The organism is Pseudoalteromonas mucoides, from assembly GCF_049257175.1.
In the GTDB taxonomy this organism is placed as follows: domain Bacteria; phylum Pseudomonadota; class Gammaproteobacteria; order Enterobacterales; family Alteromonadaceae; genus Pseudoalteromonas.
The window spans coordinates 1-14,842 of sequence record NZ_JBMMUC010000031.1 but is presented as its reverse complement, the minus strand read 5'-3'; the positions used below and the strand labels follow the sequence as shown (position 1 = coordinate 14,842).

The following is a 14,842-nucleotide window of genomic DNA, read 5'->3' as shown; positions in this document are numbered from 1 at the left end:
AGCTGATAGCTGATAGCTGATAGCTGATAGCTGATAGCTGATAGCTGATAGCTGATAGCTGATAGCTGATAGCTGATAGCTGATAGCTGATAGCTGATAGCTGATAGCTGATAGCTGATAGCTAAAACAAGAAAAGGGCCCTGAGGCCCTTAGTGTTGCAGCAAGTAACACATTCTTTTTATAGGCTAAAGTCTACTGAGTAAGCGACATAAGCTTTGATATCACTGTCATCCATATCTGTATCTGAAAGGCCAAAAGTGAAACCATCTTTAGAGATTGAAACACCATAATCAATAATGTCATCGTCACCAATAAAATCACCAGAATAATGGCCTAGGTGTAACGCCATTTCAGTGCCGTTACTACCAACTGCAAAACCATAGTCTGCTGTTAGGTATAAAGAGTCACCAAAGTCAGTACCATCACCACTTGCAGCTGAGCTTGCCAATACAGAAGCACCAAAACTGAAACCGCCCATACTGATACTACCGTAAACTTCTGAAAAATCGGCATCAGCGCCAGATGCAGCGTCAGGGTAAGCATAATAAATGAAGCCTACATCGTAGCTCATATTCTCATTAATATCGCCACCAAAGCCAGCATAGAGGTCTAGTTCATAGGTCATTTCATCAGCCCATGATGCATTTGAAGCCCAAGTACCAGCATAAAAACCAGACTCGCTAGCATAGTCAATGCCACCTGATACAGCTGCATCACCACCGGTTTGTTCTTGTCCGCGCCATAAGTAATTAGATGTTGCTGCTGCATTAGCTGTCACTTCAGCAAGTGCGACAGTAGATGTAAGGCCCATTAATACAAGTGCACTTAATGCAACTGATTTTTTTAGATTTAGCATGTTTCGTATCCTGTTGTTATGTTGATTTTGGTTCACAATTATTAATGAGATTGCAGTCTCTGAGATTGTGATGCCCATTTATTGTTGTCTAACAAAAGTAATTGCACTGCTTATGCCAAGTTAAATCTAATATTTAATATTTATGCATTTATTTCTAAAAAACAGATAGATAAGTTTATCAAGAGGGGAGGTGTGAAACTATTTGGATTAATAATGTGCACTTTAATAGTGCGTAAATATAGAAGGCTGCACAAGGATCATGCAGCCTTACATTAGGTAATTACTTGATACTTTAGCCGAATATAGTGCGCATAAGGCTAATAGTTTCATTAACGCCACGACCTTTTTGCACTTCGCTGATGATAGAGTCTCGCTTGGCCCTAATATGCTCAGGTATTTCATCGCTAGAAAGCGCACGGTCAACTAAAATCTCAGCAGACTCTTTACCGCGGCGTACTGATTTAGTCGAAGTTGAAGTGCTGCGTTTAGGTTTATTTAGTAGCTTAATGTAATTTGAACTATCAGCCGTAGATTTGTCAGCATAATAAAATAAGCAAGGCAGTAAAGCTTTAATAGAAACAAGCTGTTGCTCTAGCTCATTGCTGCCCGTAGCCATCTTAAACCATGACATAGCATGTATCGTTTGTACTATATCTTGCCAATAGCGTTCAAAATCACGGTTATTCAGTTTTGTAATACCAAGAGCAGAGCAAAGCGCATCTAGGCGGGTATTATTAATTGGTGTGAAAATATCAGGACGTCGCATGGCTAATAGGCGAGTAGCAGGGGCCAATGTTGGTTTTTCATCACTGCCATTAAATGCAAGTAAATATCCAACAACAAATTGTTGATAGTCAGCTTCACTTACTTCGCCTTCAAGCGGTATATTTACCAGTGCGTCATCAAATAGTCCCGGTAAATCAGCCATCATCTGATGAAAGCCTTTCGCGCTTTTAGTAGAGCAGAACCACTCAACATCGAAATTATAAGTGCTAGGATCTAGAGCAGCGGTGTGTTTACCGCAAAAGGTGAGTAAATCCTCAGGGATCATTTCTTTTAACGGTTGTTCACGTAGGTTTGCAATATAATTTGTGAGTCGTAACTGTTCATCTAAAGCGATGAGTTCCTTATGCTGATCTACAAACATACTCACAACTGGCCAAGGTGCAACACGTAATGTTTTCAATTGTAAAAAGCTAATTGCAGATATTAATAGGTCATGTAGCTTCTTTAAAATCGGTAATTGATTCGCTTCGAGTAAATCGTAGTTGATACGATCTTTACTAGCGCTAAGCAATTCGTAGCACCAACCTAAAAAGTCTTCAGGGTGATTTTCTATTTTTACCGCCATCAGGTTTAGACTGATTTCAGAAGCCTGTTTTAAAATATTTTGATAAATTTGACTTTCTTGTTCGCCTAACGCCATTTTTGAAGGTGAAATTAGCAATTTTTTCATGCCTGAGGATACTCCGCTTAGATACTTTTTCAGTTGTCTATTTTAGCGCAAATTAGCTAAAAGCGACAGGGGCGTGCATCATACCTAAGTATGCTGGGGATGCAATCAAGATAACGGTGAAAGTATCAAGATTGCGTTATTTTATTCAGTCAGTTTCATCAAGTGAAAATAGACTTTCAACAGAGGTATTAAAAAATAGTGCTATCTTTAAAGCGATAATCACCGATGGTGTAAAGCGCGATGTTTCAACTGTGCTAACTGTTTTACGAGACACACTAATCGCGTCAGCGAGTTCTTGCTGCGAAAGCCCGGCTGTTTTTCGAAATTTTGCTATGTGGTTTTGCACATTAACTCCTAATCACGATTTTGCCATAAAATTGAGACACCATACGCTAAACACATTACTGCTAGATAGAAGGTTGCCATCATACTGTGTGTTATATGTAAGGCGAAGTCATTCGACCCCAAATATACTGTACCCATAGTAAAGAGGAGAGCTAGTACCACATGCTTATAGGCAATTGTGTCTATAGTGTTTAAGTATTCATCCTTGTAAGTAAGGTGGTATTTCATTTTTCGAGTGAAGCCTCCCCTAATTACAAACATAAAAAATGAGCCTAAAAAAGCACTGACTCCTAATAATAATAAAGGTGTAGATGCTTTATTCAACATGGGGTAAACACTTATAATAAGTAAAGTAACGCCCATAAAAATTGAAAACCATGCATTCTGACCCATAAATTTTTCTTCAGCTTTAATATCCTGATTCATAATATTCGTCCTGTTATTTTAATTGATACCTATAGGTATCAATGTAACCTCAGGGTATCATTTGATCAAGATATTTTTGTAACCCAAAGGTATCAAAATGTTTCAGGACTGATTCAGATACAAGTTTGTACACTTTGGGAACTTACTTTTTTCTACTCTTTGCAATGATTTTCAGCCTAACTCCCGCTATGATAAGAACATTAAATGAACATTTGAAAGGACCATCATGAAAACCATCTTTAAAGTTATAGGTGTAATACTGATATTGCTGATTGCATTAATAGTTGCTGCACCATTTTTAATTCCTACTGATGCAATTTTTAATAAAGTATCAGAACAAGTTGAGCAAACAACTGGGCGAAGTTTGACTATTCAGGGTGATAAGTCACTCTCAGTGTTTCCTTCATTAAAGCTTGAGCTTAATGATGTACATTTTGCGAATATGCAAACAGGTTCACGCCCTGACATGGCTAGCATGCAACAGTTAGCAATTCATATTCCATGGTTTTCATTATTTGGTGGTGAATTTAAACTTGAAAAGTTCGTCATTAATGAGCCAAATATTCTGTTAGAGACAGATAAAAGCGGTAAAGCAAACTGGCAACTTTTTGATGCCGTAGCAAAGCAGCCTGAAGCTTCACCTCAAAATAGTGAGGCTGTAAAACTACCTGATAGTTTTGATATAGAGCTAGGTGAAGTGGCGATTTATGGTGGGTCCTTCACGTACTTAGATGGTAAAACAGGTGTCCAGCAACAAATAAGCGATCTTGATCTAGCAATATTATTACCTTCATTACGCAAGGAGCTTGAAATAAAAGGTGCTATTACATATATGCAAGAGCGCTTTGAGCTTGATGTAAAAGTAGATACACCAGCTAAAGCAATAGAAGGTAATACCTTTAATGTGACGAAGGCTTTATCGTCGCGTCTAGTAGATGTCGACTTCAAAGGTTCGATTGCTAAACAAGGGCAAGATATTCAAGGTCAACTATCACTTAGTGGCGATTCAGTTAAAAGTATTGCGAACTGGCAAGGCATAGAACTAAATGCAAAAGAGAATGCGTTCAATGCTTTTAATGTGAAAGGTAAAATGCACTTGCAGGGTGAAAAGTTCACATTAACTGAGTTGCTAGCTACACTTGATGCATTACAAATCAAAGGTAGTAGTGATATCAATCTAGGTCAGCGTTTAGCTGTTAATGCAGATATCGACTTAGGCATGCTTGATTTAAATCCATATTTACCAGAAGTAGTGGCTAAAAATGAAGATGAAGTTGAGCCAGCCGCTGATGCACCTGCACAACCTATAGTGTGGGATGATACAAAAATTGATATGAGTGGATTAAATTCACTTGATGCAAATATAGTTATCCGTTCAAGTGGGCTTAAAGCGAACGATATAACGCTGGGAGCTAACCAGTTTACAGTGAACCTTAAAGATGCAGTTGCGAATCTAAGCCTTGATAAATTTGCTGCTTATGAAGGCAGTGGTAAAGGAAAGGTAACAATAAATGCAAAACAAACCCCATATAAAATAACGACTGACTTTTCTTTAGATGCAATCGATGCACAACCTCTGCTAACTGATGCTGCAGGCTTTGATAAGTTAATGGGGAAAGGATCACTAAATTGGGATTTAACGACAAGTGGTGATAGCCAAAAAAGCTTCGTTAATGCATTACAAGGTAAGTTAGCATTTGAATTTGCTGATGGCGCGGTCAAAGGGGCAAATATAGCTGAGATGGTTCGTAAAGGTAAAGAGTTGATCAAAGGGAATATTGGCGCAGTATCTGAAGGACTTGATACTGGCTTTGATAACTCTGAGCAAACAGATTTCTCAGCCTTAACAGGTAGCTTTAATTTTAGTGACGGCGTTGGTAAAAACACGGACTTATCAATGTTAAGCCCATTAATTAGAATTAGTGGTGAAGGGGATGTTAACTTACCGATGACCACTGTTAATTATCGCTTAGTGACAGGAATTGTAGATTCACTCGAAGGGCAAGGCACAACAGATGATAGTACTGGCTTTAAAATTCCTATCAGAATCGAAGGCCCTTTCCATGATGTTGGTATCAGTCTAGATGTAAGTAAAGCGGCTGAAGACGAAGTGAAAGAAAAAGCAAAAGATAAAATTAAAGATAAATTAAAAGGCTTGTTTGGCTAATACAGCAATAATAAGTAGAATAAAAATCAATCAGGGCATAATTATGCCCTGATTGATTTATAAGCAGCTGTTAAACAGCAAATTATTATCTAGCGTTAAATTAACGAGCACTAGAATTATAAATTAATTAAAAAATAACCTACCACTACCCCCTCAATGCTGATACAATTGCCCGCCCTTAAGAGACAACTTAGTTGTTTTTTGGTGGGTATTTAATCTAAATGTCTTGATTTTAAACGATTTAAGGCAAGTTGTAATAACTACACCGGAGGTCATTAACATGATCCAAATGCAAACTCAGCTGGAAGTTGCTGATAACAGCGGCGCTCGCAAAGTGCAGTGTATTAAAGTCTTAGGCGGTTCGCACCGTCGTTATGCAGCGATTGGTGACATCATTAAAGTTTCTGTTAAAGAAGCGATTCCTCGCGGTAAAGTGAAGAAAGGTGATGTTAAAAACGCGGTAGTTGTGCGTACTAAGAAAGGCGTTCGTCGTCCTGACGGTTCTTTGATCCGTTTCGACAGCAATGCGGCTGTTATCTTAAATGATAACTTGCAGCCAATTGGTACACGTATTTTCGGCCCTGTGACTCGTGAGCTTCGTAATGACAAGTTCATGAAAATCGTTTCACTAGCCCCAGAAGTACTGTAAGGAGTCAATCATGGCAGCAAAAATCCGTCGTGATGACGAAGTAATCGTTCTAGCAGGTAAAGACAAAGGTAAGCGCGGCAAAGTGCTTTCAGTTGTTACCGAGTCTGGTCGAGTATTTGTCGAAGGCATAAACTTAATCAAGAAACACCAAAAGCCGGTTCCACAATTGAACCAAGCTGGCGGCATTGTTGAAAAAGAAGCGTCTATCGACGTATCAAACGTTGCGATCTTCAACTCGGAAACGAGTAAAGCAGATCGTGTAGGTTTCAAGATTGAAGATGGTAAGAAATTACGTATCTTTAAATCTACTGGTAAAACTATCTAATAGTTGGAGTAGAATGATGGCGAAACTGCATGAAGTATATAAAGACAAAGTAGTTGCTGAGCTTCAAGAGAAGTTTGGTTTCAGCTCTGTCATGCAAGTCCCTCAGATCGAAAAGATCACATTAAATATGGGCGTGGGCGAAGCCCTAGCTGACAAGAAAATTTTAGATAACGCTGTTGCGGATCTAGAAGCTATCTCTGGTCAGAAACCTTTAATCACTAAAGCACGCAAATCTGTTGCTGGCTTTAAAGTGCGTGAAGGCTACCCAATTGGCTGTAAAGTAACCTTACGCGGCGAGCGTATGTGGGACTTTTTTGAGCGTTTGGTTTCAATCGCTATCCCACGTATCCGTGACTTCCGTGGTGTAAGTGCTAAGTCTTTCGATGGACGTGGTAACTACAGCATGGGCGTACGTGAACAAATCATCTTCCCAGAAATTGATTATGATAAAGTAGACCGTGTACGCGGTATGGATATCACAATCACTACATCTGCGAAAACAGATGAGGAAGGCCGTGCGTTGTTAGAAGCGTTTAACTTCCCATTCAAGAAATAAGGGTAGGGTTATGGCAAAGAATTCTATGAAAGCGCGCGAAGCAAAGCGCACAAAATTAGTTGCACAGTTCGCTGAAAAGCGCGCAGCACTAAAAGCTATCATCAGCGATGTGAAAACATCTGACGATGATCGTTGGGACGCGGTACTTAAGCTACAAGCTTTACCACGTGATTCTAGCCCTGCACGTCAACGTAATCGTTGTAACATTACGGGCCGCCCACATGGTTACCTTCGCAAATTCGGCATGAGCCGTATTAAAGTTCGCGAAGCAGCTATGCGCGGTGAAATTCCTGGCCTTAAAAAGGCTAGCTGGTAATAGAATCACGGGAGTAAGACTATGAGCTTGCAAGATCCTATCGCGGATTTGTTCACACGTATCCGTAACGGTCAATCAGCGAAGAAAGTATCTGTAACGATGCCAACTTCAAAGCTGAAAGTAGCGGTAGCTAAAGTATTAAAAGACGAAGGTTACATCACTGATTTCGCAGTAAACGGCGATGTTAAACCTGAGCTTTCTATCGAGTTGAAATACTTCGAAGGCAAAGCTGTTATTGAAAACATCCAGCGTGTTAGCCGCCCTGGTCTACGTATCTATAAGAGACGTGACGAATTACCGAAGGTAATGGGTGGTCTAGGTATCGCTATCGTATCAACTTCTAAAGGCCTAATGACAGACCGCGCCGCACGTAGTGCTGGTGTTGGTGGTGAAATCATTGGTTTTGTAGCTTAATCGGAGGGGAACTATGTCTCGCATAGCAAAGGCACCAATAAACGTTCCTGCCGGTGTAGAAGTTACATTAAAAGGCCAGGAAATCACAGTTAAAGGCAAAAACGGTGAACTTACTCGTACAATCAACGATGCAGTTGAAGTACAAGTTAACGACAACGTTATTACAACTTTACCTCGTGAAGGCGTAGCCAATGCATGGGCACAAGCAGGTACTGCTCGCGCTCTTATCAACAACATGGTTGTTGGTACGCATACAGGTTACGAGAAGAAACTTCAGTTAGTAGGCGTTGGTTATCGTGCAGCAGCTAAGGGTAAAACATTAGATTTAACTCTTGGTTTCTCGCACCCAGTTAATTTCGCAGTTCCTGAAGGAATTACGATTGAAACTCCAAGCCAAACAGAAGTTCTAGTTAAGGGCGTAGATAAGCAGTTAGTTGGTCAAACAGCTGCTAACATTCGTGCATACCGTAAACCAGAGCCTTATAAAGGTAAAGGTGTTCGTTACGCAGATGAGAATGTACGCCGTAAAGAGGCTAAGAAGAAGTAAGGTAAGACGATGGATAAAAAAACAGCTCGTCTACGTCGTGCTAAACGCACTCGTAGAAATTATATTGAACAAGGCACAACGCGTCTTGTTATCCACCGCACGCCACGTCACATTTACGCTCAAGTAGTTAATGCTGAGGGTAGTGTACTGGCTGCTGCTTCTACTGTTGAGAAAGCTATTAGCGAAACAGTTAAAGGCACAGGCAACGTTGCAGCTGCACAAGCAGTTGGTAAAGCGGTTGCAGAACGTGCGGCTGACAAAGGCATCGAAAAGATTGCTTTTGATCGCAGTGGCTTTAAATATCACGGCCGTGTGAAGGCGCTAGCAGATGCTGCGCGTGAAGCCGGTTTGCAATTCTAGGAGTAGACAATGGCTAACGTAGAAGCAAAGCAACAACAGCCTGATTTAGCTGAAAAGCTAATCGCGGTAAACCGTGTGTCTAAAGTAGTTAAAGGTGGTCGTATCTTTAGCTTCACTGCACTAACAGTAGTTGGTGACGGCGCAGGTAAAGTAGGTTTCGGTTATGGTAAAGCACGTGAAGTTCCAGCTGCTATTCAAAAAGCAATGGAAAAAGCACGTCGTAACATGATCAACGTAGACCTAAATGGCAACACATTACAGCACCCTGTTAAAGGGCGTCATGCTGGCTCACAAGTGTTCATGAAACCAGCCTCTGAAGGTACTGGTATCATTGCAGGTGGTGCTATGCGTGCAGTACTTGAAGTGACTGGTGTGCAGAACGTACTTTCTAAATGTTACGGTTCTACTAACCCGATCAACGTTGTACGTGCAACGATCTCAGCTCTTGAGAATATGAATTCTCCTCAGTCGATCGCTGCTAAACGTGGTCTTCGAGTAGATGAGATTCTGGGGTAAACCATGGCTAATAAAACTGTAAAAGTAACACAAGTAAAGAGCTCTATCGGTCGTTTACCGAAGCATAAAGCTACATTACGCGGTCTTGGTTTACGTCGTATCAATCACACTGTTGAGTTGGAAGACACAGCATGTGTACGTGGTATGATCAACCGAGTTTCATACATGGTTAAGGTTGAGGGGTAATTCGAATGCATTTGAATACACTTTCTCCTGCTGCAGGATCAAAATCTGCTGGTAAACGTGTTGGTCGTGGTATCGGTTCTGGTCTTGGTAAGACTGGTGGCCGTGGTCACAAAGGTCAAAAATCACGTTCTGGCGGTAAAGTACGCGTTGGTTTCGAAGGCGGTCAAATGCCTATGCAACGTCGTCTACCTAAGTTCGGTTTCACTTCTCGCAAATCTTTAGTATCTGCAGAAATTAACCTATACGAAATCGCTAAAGTTGAAGGCGATGTGGTAGACCTAGGTACGTTACAAGCAGCTGGTCTAGTTAAAAAGAACGTTCAGTTCGTTAAAGTTGTTAAATCTGGCGAAGTTTCACGCGCAGTAACCGTTAAAGGCCTTAAGGCTTCTAAAGGTGCTCGCGAGGCTATCGAAGCTGCCGGAGGCAAGGTAGAAGACTAAGGAAGTACTAATGGCTAAACCAGGTCAAGATATGCAAAGTGCACAAGGTGGACTTTCGGAATTGAAACGTCGATTACTATTCGTATTAGGCGCTATCATTATTTACCGTCTAGGTTCATTTGTGCCGATCCCTGGGATTGACGCCGCTGTACTTGCCGATTTCTTCGAGCAACAAAAGGGCACCATTGTTGAAATGTTTAACATGTTCAGTGGTGGTGCACTTGAGCGAGCTTCAGTGTTAGCACTGGGTATTATGCCTTACATTACAGCTTCGATTATTACGCAACTATTAACGCATATGTATCCGCCGTTTATAGAGCTTAAGAAAGAAGGTGAACAAGGGCGTAAGAAAATTAGCCAGTACACACGCTATGGCACGCTTTTGCTTGCTACTATCCAATCAATCGGTATAGCCACAAGCTTACCGGGCATGATGGACGGGTTAGTTGTTAACCCAGGTTTAGGTTTCTATTTCACCGCAGTGGTGAGTTTAGTAACTGGTACTATGTTCCTTATGTGGTTGGGCGAGCAAATTACAGAGCGCGGTATCGGTAACGGTATCTCGGTTCTAATATTTGTTGGTATTGTAGCAAACTTGCCGTCTGCTATTGGTTCGACAGCCGAAATGGCGCGCCAAGGTGATCTGAATGTTTTAGTACTGTTGATGGTTGCTGTAATCGTATTCGCTGTAACTTATCTTGTAGTATTCTTTGAACGTGGGCAACGACGTATTGTTGTTAACTACGCAAAGCGTCAGCAAGGTCGTCAAGTATTTGCTGCTCAAAGCACGCATTTACCACTAAAAGTTAATATGGCGGGTGTTATTCCACCAATCTTTGCTAGCAGTATTATTCTGTTCCCTGGTACTATTGCCAGCTGGTTCGGCCAGGGTGAAGGTCCTGTCGCTGATGTGCTACAAGCCATTGCTACAACGTTGACTCCAGGTCAGCCTTTGTATGCATTAGTTTTAGCTGCGGCTATTATCTTCTTCTGCTTTTTCTATACAGCGTTGGTGTTTAACCCACGTGAAACAGCAGATAACCTGAAAAAATCTGGCGCATTTATCCCAGGTATTCGTCCAGGTGAGCAGACATCGAAATACATTGATAAAGTGATGACACGCCTGACATTGGCAGGTGCTTTGTATATAACCTTTATCTGTCTGGTGCCCGAATTCATGACCATGGCATGGCAAACGCCATTCTACTTCGGCGGTACATCAATATTGATTATCGTTGTTGTGATCATGGACTTTATGGCACAAGTACAAACTCATATGATGTCACATCAATATGATTCTGTGCTGAAAAAAGCGAACCTTAAAGGCTACGGTCGATAAGGTCAGTTTACGGAGTTGAGCAATGAAAGTACGTGCTTCCGTTAAGAAAATATGCCGTAACTGTAAAGTTATTAAACGTGCCGGTGTTGTACGTGTAATTTGCAGTGAGCCAAAGCATAAGCAAAGGCAAGGCTAATTAATAAGTCGTGCAGGCTGAGATTTCTTGGCCTGTGTTTTCAATTGTGATTTGGTCTTCGTTTGAGTATCCTTACGGGCTCTTCAAACAGATGATAACCAAATTCAAATATAGGAGATGTGTTAGTGGCCCGTATCGCTGGCATTAACGTCCCTGATCATAAACATGCAGTTATTGGTTTAACAGCTATTTATGGCATAGGTAAGACTCGCTCTAAGGCTATCTTAGTAGCGACTGGTATCGCCGAGACCACAAAAATCGGTGAACTTTCAGACGAAACACTTGACGTACTTCGTGAAGAAGTTGGCAAGTACACTGTAGAAGGTGATCTTCGTCGTGAAGTTACTTTGAATATCAAGCGCCTTATGGACCTTGGTTGTTTCCGTGGCCTACGTCACCGTCGCTCTTTACCACTACGTGGTCAAAGAACTAAGACTAACGCGCGTACCCGTAAGGGTCCTCGTAAGCCTATTAAGCGATAAGGGGATAGTATTATGGCTAAGACACCAATTCGTCGTAAAAAGGTTAAAAAGCAAGTTGCTGATGGTATGGCTCATGTTCATGCTTCTTTCAACAACACTATTGTTACAATTACCGACCGTCAAGGTAATGCATTATCATGGGCTACTGCCGGTGGTTCAGGTTTCCGTGGTTCACGTAAATCTACACCATTCGCTGCTCAGGTTGCTGCAGAGCGTGCAGGTACTGCTGCTCAAGAATACGGTTTAAAAAATCTAGAAGTTTTCATCAAAGGTCCAGGTCCAGGTCGTGAATCTGCTGTACGTGCTTTGAATGCTGCTGGTTACCGTATCACCAACATCACTGACGTGACGCCAATACCACATAATGGTTGTCGTCCACCGAAGAAACGTCGCGTTTAACAATAGGTTAGGAGAAATAACATGGCAAGATATTTGGGCCCTAAGCTCAAGCTGAGTCGTCGTGAAGGTACTGACCTGTTCCTTAAGAGCGGCGTAAGAGCTATCGACTCTAAGTGTAAACTTGAGACTGCACCTGGTCAGCACGGCGCTCGTAAAGGTCGCTTATCTGATTACGGTTTACAATTACGTGAAAAGCAAAAAGTTCGTCGTATGTACGGTGTACTTGAAAAGCAATTCAGTAACTACTACAAAGAAGCTGCTCGCCTTAAAGGCAATACAGGTGAAAACTTGTTACAGCTTTTAGAGCAACGTTTAGACAATGTTGTATACCGCATGGGTTTTGCAAGCACACGTGCTGAAGCACGTCAGTTAGTAAGCCACAAAGCGGTTTTAGTTAATGGTCGTGTTGTGAACATTCCTTCATTCGTAATTACTCCAGAAGATGTAGTAGTTATTCGTGAAAAGTCTAAGACACAAGCGCGTATCATCGCTGCTCTAGAACTAGCCGAGCAACGTGAAAAGCCGACTTGGGTTGAAGTTGACGGTAAGAAAATGGAAGGTAATTTCAAACGCCTACCTGAGCGTTCAGACCTGTCTGCGGACATTAATGAACAACTAATCGTCGAACTTTACTCTAAGTAAAGTTAAGAGTTAAGAGAGGATAAAATGCAGGGTTCTGTTACAGAATTTCTAAAACCAAGGTTAGTCGATATCGACGCTATCAACCCAACACGTTCTAAAGTTGTTTTAGAACCATTAGAACGTGGCTTTGGCCACACGTTGGGAAATGCCTTACGCCGTATACTTCTTTCGTCTATGCCTGGATGTGCAGTAACCGAAGTTGAAATCGACGGTGTATTGCATGAATACAGCGCGAAAGAAGGCGTACAAGAAGACATCATTGAAATTCTGTTAAATCTTAAAGGTCTAGCAGTAACTTTAGAAGGTAAAGATGAAGTTTTTCTGACCCTGACTAAGTCTGGTGTAGGCCCTGTGACTGCGGCAGATATTCAGCACGATGGCGATGTAACAATTGCTAACCCAGATCACGTTATTTGTCATTTAACGACAGATAGCAGCGATATCAGCATGCGTATTCGTGTTGAACGCGGTCGCGGTTATGTGCCGGCGTCTAGCCGTTTATCCTCTGATGACGATGAGCGTCCAATTGGTCGATTGTTGCTTGATGCATCATTTAGCCCAGTTGAACGTATTGCGTACTCGGTTGAATCAGCACGTGTTGAACAACGTACAGACTTAGACAAGTTAATCATTGATATGGAAACAAACGGCACTTTAGATCCTGAAGAAGCGATCCGCCGTGCGTCTACTATCTTAGCTGAACAATTAGATGCATTCGTAGATTTACGTGATGTAACTGAACCAGAAGAGAAAGAAGAGAAGCCTGAATTCGATCCTATTCTACTTCGTCCAGTTGATGATCTTGAACTAACAGTACGTTCTGCAAACTGTTTGAAAGCCGAGCAAATTCAATATATCGGTGATTTAGTTCAGCGCACAGAAGTTGAGCTTCTTAAAACGCCTAACTTAGGTAAGAAGTCTCTAACTGAAATTAAAGACGTGCTAGCTTCACGTGGTCTTTCTCTAGGCATGCGCCTAGAAAATTGGCCGCCTGCAAGCCTAGCTGAATAATCTAAATCACTATATTAGTTTAGTTAGAAGGATAGGGTCATGCGCCATCGTAAGAGTGGTCGTCAATTAAACCGTAACAGCAGCCATCGTAAAGCGATGTTCAGCAATATGGCAGGTTCTTTGGTGAAACACGAAATCATCAAAACTACTTTGCCTAAAGCGAAAGAGTTACGCCGTGTAATTGAACCTTTAATCACACTGGCTAAGACTGACAGTGTAGCAAATCGCCGTTTAGCGTTTGCTCGCACGCGTGATAATGAAGTAGTTGGTAAATTGTTCAGCGAAATCGGTCCTCGTAATGCGGATCGTCCAGGTGGTTACACTCGTATTCTTAAGTGTGGCTTCCGTGCTGGTGATAATGCACCAATGGCTTATATTGAACTAGTAGGTCGCACATCTGCAACCGAAGAAGTTCAAGAAGACGCGCAGTCTGCTGAGTAAGTCTTAAAGACACCAAAAAGCCGAGCTTATGCTCGGCTTTTTAATGCCTATAATTCCATTTCTAATCTACACCATCTATTCTCTATTTATCTTTAATGTATCTTCTTGGCATATAATTATTGATAAACCTATTTCTGAGCAAATATCTTACTCGATAACACAACCTACCATTTACTTAATATATAAGATCCCAGTGTTGATCTTACTTAATTAAGATCGTGTATTAAGGTTTATTAATTAAATTTCTAGTTTAAAGCACTATAAATAGACTTTATTACCCTTGATTAGCTCTGTTTTCATACGTTTCGTTCAAATACTCAGCGAACAGTACTTTATTTTGAGTTTTATTCAAAAAAAGGTTGATCTGTTTTCGGATCTCCCTATAATGCGACCCCACTGAGACGGCAGAGCAGGCAACGCTTAAGCTGCAAGTAAGTCGAGTAAAACTTGAGTTTAGATTTTTTAAAAAGTTTAAAGTTAAGTGTTGACAAAAAAATAGGAAAGCGTAACATGCGCAGCCCTAGCGAGATAAAGCAACGCGCTTTAATCGCAACGTTCTTTAACAATATAAAGCAATCATCTGTGTGGGCACTCGTACAGATTGAGTTCTAACAGCCGAGCTTAACTTTCTTTTTAGATAGCTAAGCAAGGCAAAAAATTTAGAGTCTCAATTGAAACTGAGTGACCAACAGCAATAAATTTATTTATTGCAGCACAGTCAATTCAATATCGAAAGATATTAAATAAATTCAGAATTCATTGAGCTGTTCTTCGGAACATAAAAACTTTTAATTGAAGAGTTTGATCATGGCTCAGATTGAACGCTGGCGGCA

Annotated in this window: 22 protein-coding genes; 18 read left to right on the top strand and 4 right to left on the bottom strand. The window is 41.2% G+C overall.

Going from position 1 to position 14,842, the window contains the following annotated elements; all coding sequences use genetic code 11:
• Window positions 1-178 precede the first annotated feature (178 nt).
• The 4 genes from AAEU30_RS21365 to AAEU30_RS21350 form a co-directional block, all read right to left on the bottom strand.
• The gene (locus AAEU30_RS21365; RefSeq protein ID WP_421962278.1) at window positions 179-856 is read right to left on the bottom strand and encodes a TorF family putative porin; all 678 of its coding nucleotides are present in this window, start codon (window positions 854-856) and stop codon (window positions 179-181) included.
• A gap of 292 nt (window positions 857-1,148) precedes the next feature.
• Complete coding sequence (locus tag AAEU30_RS21360; RefSeq protein WP_421962277.1) at window positions 1,149-2,312, bottom strand: hypothetical protein; 1,164 nt, start codon at window positions 2,310-2,312, stop codon at window positions 1,149-1,151.
• 145 nt (window positions 2,313-2,457) lie between these two features.
• Window positions 2,458-2,658: a helix-turn-helix transcriptional regulator gene (locus AAEU30_RS21355; RefSeq protein ID WP_421962276.1), complete on the bottom strand. Its 201-nt coding sequence runs from the start codon at window positions 2,656-2,658 to the stop codon at window positions 2,458-2,460.
• A gap of 8 nt (window positions 2,659-2,666) precedes the next feature.
• A complete protein-coding gene (locus tag AAEU30_RS21350; protein ID WP_421962279.1) occupies window positions 2,667-3,086 on the bottom strand; it encodes a hypothetical protein in 420 nt (139 codons plus the stop codon).
• 223 nt (window positions 3,087-3,309) lie between these two features.
• Between AAEU30_RS21350 and AAEU30_RS21345 the strand changes: the two genes are divergently transcribed.
• The 18 genes from AAEU30_RS21345 to rplQ all read left to right on the top strand — a co-directional run bounded on the left by AAEU30_RS21345 (window position 3,310) and on the right by rplQ (window position 14,009).
• Complete coding sequence (locus tag AAEU30_RS21345) at window positions 3,310-5,250, top strand: AsmA family protein (protein WP_421962275.1); 1,941 nt, start codon at window positions 3,310-3,312, stop codon at window positions 5,248-5,250.
• A 280-nt stretch (window positions 5,251-5,530) separates the two neighbouring features.
• Window positions 5,531-5,899, top strand: coding sequence for a 50S ribosomal protein L14 (gene rplN, locus AAEU30_RS21340; RefSeq protein WP_011329449.1), 369 nt, complete (start codon window positions 5,531-5,533; stop codon window positions 5,897-5,899).
• 10 nt (window positions 5,900-5,909) lie between these two features.
• Window positions 5,910-6,224, top strand: a complete 315-nt coding sequence (gene rplX / locus AAEU30_RS21335; RefSeq protein ID WP_087532491.1) for a 50S ribosomal protein L24 — start codon at window positions 5,910-5,912, stop codon at window positions 6,222-6,224.
• 16 nt (window positions 6,225-6,240) lie between these two features.
• A complete protein-coding gene (gene rplE / locus AAEU30_RS21330; protein ID WP_036974030.1) occupies window positions 6,241-6,780 on the top strand; it encodes a 50S ribosomal protein L5 in 540 nt (179 codons plus the stop codon).
• Window positions 6,781-6,790: 10 nt separating this feature from the next.
• On the top strand, window positions 6,791-7,096 hold the full coding sequence (gene rpsN, locus AAEU30_RS21325) for a 30S ribosomal protein S14 (RefSeq protein ID WP_058562128.1): 306 nt from the start codon (window positions 6,791-6,793) through the stop codon (window positions 7,094-7,096).
• A 21-nt stretch (window positions 7,097-7,117) separates the two neighbouring features.
• Complete coding sequence (gene rpsH, locus AAEU30_RS21320; RefSeq protein WP_087532490.1) at window positions 7,118-7,510, top strand: 30S ribosomal protein S8; 393 nt, start codon at window positions 7,118-7,120, stop codon at window positions 7,508-7,510.
• Window positions 7,511-7,523: 13 nt separating this feature from the next.
• Window positions 7,524-8,057, top strand: a complete 534-nt coding sequence (gene rplF, locus AAEU30_RS21315; protein ID WP_421962274.1) for a 50S ribosomal protein L6 — start codon at window positions 7,524-7,526, stop codon at window positions 8,055-8,057.
• Window positions 8,058-8,066: 9 nt separating this feature from the next.
• Window positions 8,067-8,417, top strand: a complete 351-nt coding sequence (gene rplR / locus AAEU30_RS21310; RefSeq protein ID WP_058562131.1) for a 50S ribosomal protein L18 — start codon at window positions 8,067-8,069, stop codon at window positions 8,415-8,417.
• A 9-nt stretch (window positions 8,418-8,426) separates the two neighbouring features.
• Window positions 8,427-8,933 carry a 30S ribosomal protein S5 gene (rpsE, locus tag AAEU30_RS21305; RefSeq protein ID WP_008115387.1) on the top strand — a complete coding sequence of 169 codons (507 nt, stop codon included), beginning with the start codon at window positions 8,427-8,429 and terminating at the stop codon, window positions 8,931-8,933.
• A gap of 3 nt (window positions 8,934-8,936) precedes the next feature.
• Window positions 8,937-9,119, top strand: a complete 183-nt coding sequence (gene rpmD / locus AAEU30_RS21300) for a 50S ribosomal protein L30 (protein WP_004589203.1) — start codon at window positions 8,937-8,939, stop codon at window positions 9,117-9,119.
• A 5-nt stretch (window positions 9,120-9,124) separates the two neighbouring features.
• The gene (gene rplO / locus AAEU30_RS21295; RefSeq protein WP_016710202.1) at window positions 9,125-9,559 is read left to right on the top strand and encodes a 50S ribosomal protein L15; all 435 of its coding nucleotides are present in this window, start codon (window positions 9,125-9,127) and stop codon (window positions 9,557-9,559) included.
• A 10-nt stretch (window positions 9,560-9,569) separates the two neighbouring features.
• Window positions 9,570-10,898 (top strand): preprotein translocase subunit SecY, encoded by a 1,329-nt coding sequence (secY, locus tag AAEU30_RS21290; protein ID WP_256829297.1) that lies wholly within the window; start codon window positions 9,570-9,572, stop codon window positions 10,896-10,898.
• A 22-nt stretch (window positions 10,899-10,920) separates the two neighbouring features.
• Window positions 10,921-11,034 (top strand): 50S ribosomal protein L36, encoded by a 114-nt coding sequence (gene rpmJ, locus AAEU30_RS21285; protein WP_002959476.1) that lies wholly within the window; start codon window positions 10,921-10,923, stop codon window positions 11,032-11,034.
• A 125-nt stretch (window positions 11,035-11,159) separates the two neighbouring features.
• Window positions 11,160-11,516, top strand: a complete 357-nt coding sequence (gene rpsM / locus AAEU30_RS21280; RefSeq protein WP_058562133.1) for a 30S ribosomal protein S13 — start codon at window positions 11,160-11,162, stop codon at window positions 11,514-11,516.
• Between the two features lie 12 nt (window positions 11,517-11,528).
• Window positions 11,529-11,915, top strand: a complete 387-nt coding sequence (gene rpsK, locus AAEU30_RS21275; RefSeq protein WP_002959471.1) for a 30S ribosomal protein S11 — start codon at window positions 11,529-11,531, stop codon at window positions 11,913-11,915.
• Window positions 11,916-11,936: 21 nt separating this feature from the next.
• On the top strand, window positions 11,937-12,557 hold the full coding sequence (gene rpsD, locus AAEU30_RS21270) for a 30S ribosomal protein S4 (protein ID WP_087532486.1): 621 nt from the start codon (window positions 11,937-11,939) through the stop codon (window positions 12,555-12,557).
• A gap of 24 nt (window positions 12,558-12,581) precedes the next feature.
• The gene (locus AAEU30_RS21265; RefSeq protein WP_087532485.1) at window positions 12,582-13,568 is read left to right on the top strand and encodes a DNA-directed RNA polymerase subunit alpha; all 987 of its coding nucleotides are present in this window, start codon (window positions 12,582-12,584) and stop codon (window positions 13,566-13,568) included.
• A 39-nt stretch (window positions 13,569-13,607) separates the two neighbouring features.
• A complete protein-coding gene (gene rplQ / locus AAEU30_RS21260) occupies window positions 13,608-14,009 on the top strand; it encodes a 50S ribosomal protein L17 (protein WP_058562136.1) in 402 nt (133 codons plus the stop codon).
• Window positions 14,010-14,842 lie beyond the last annotated feature (833 nt).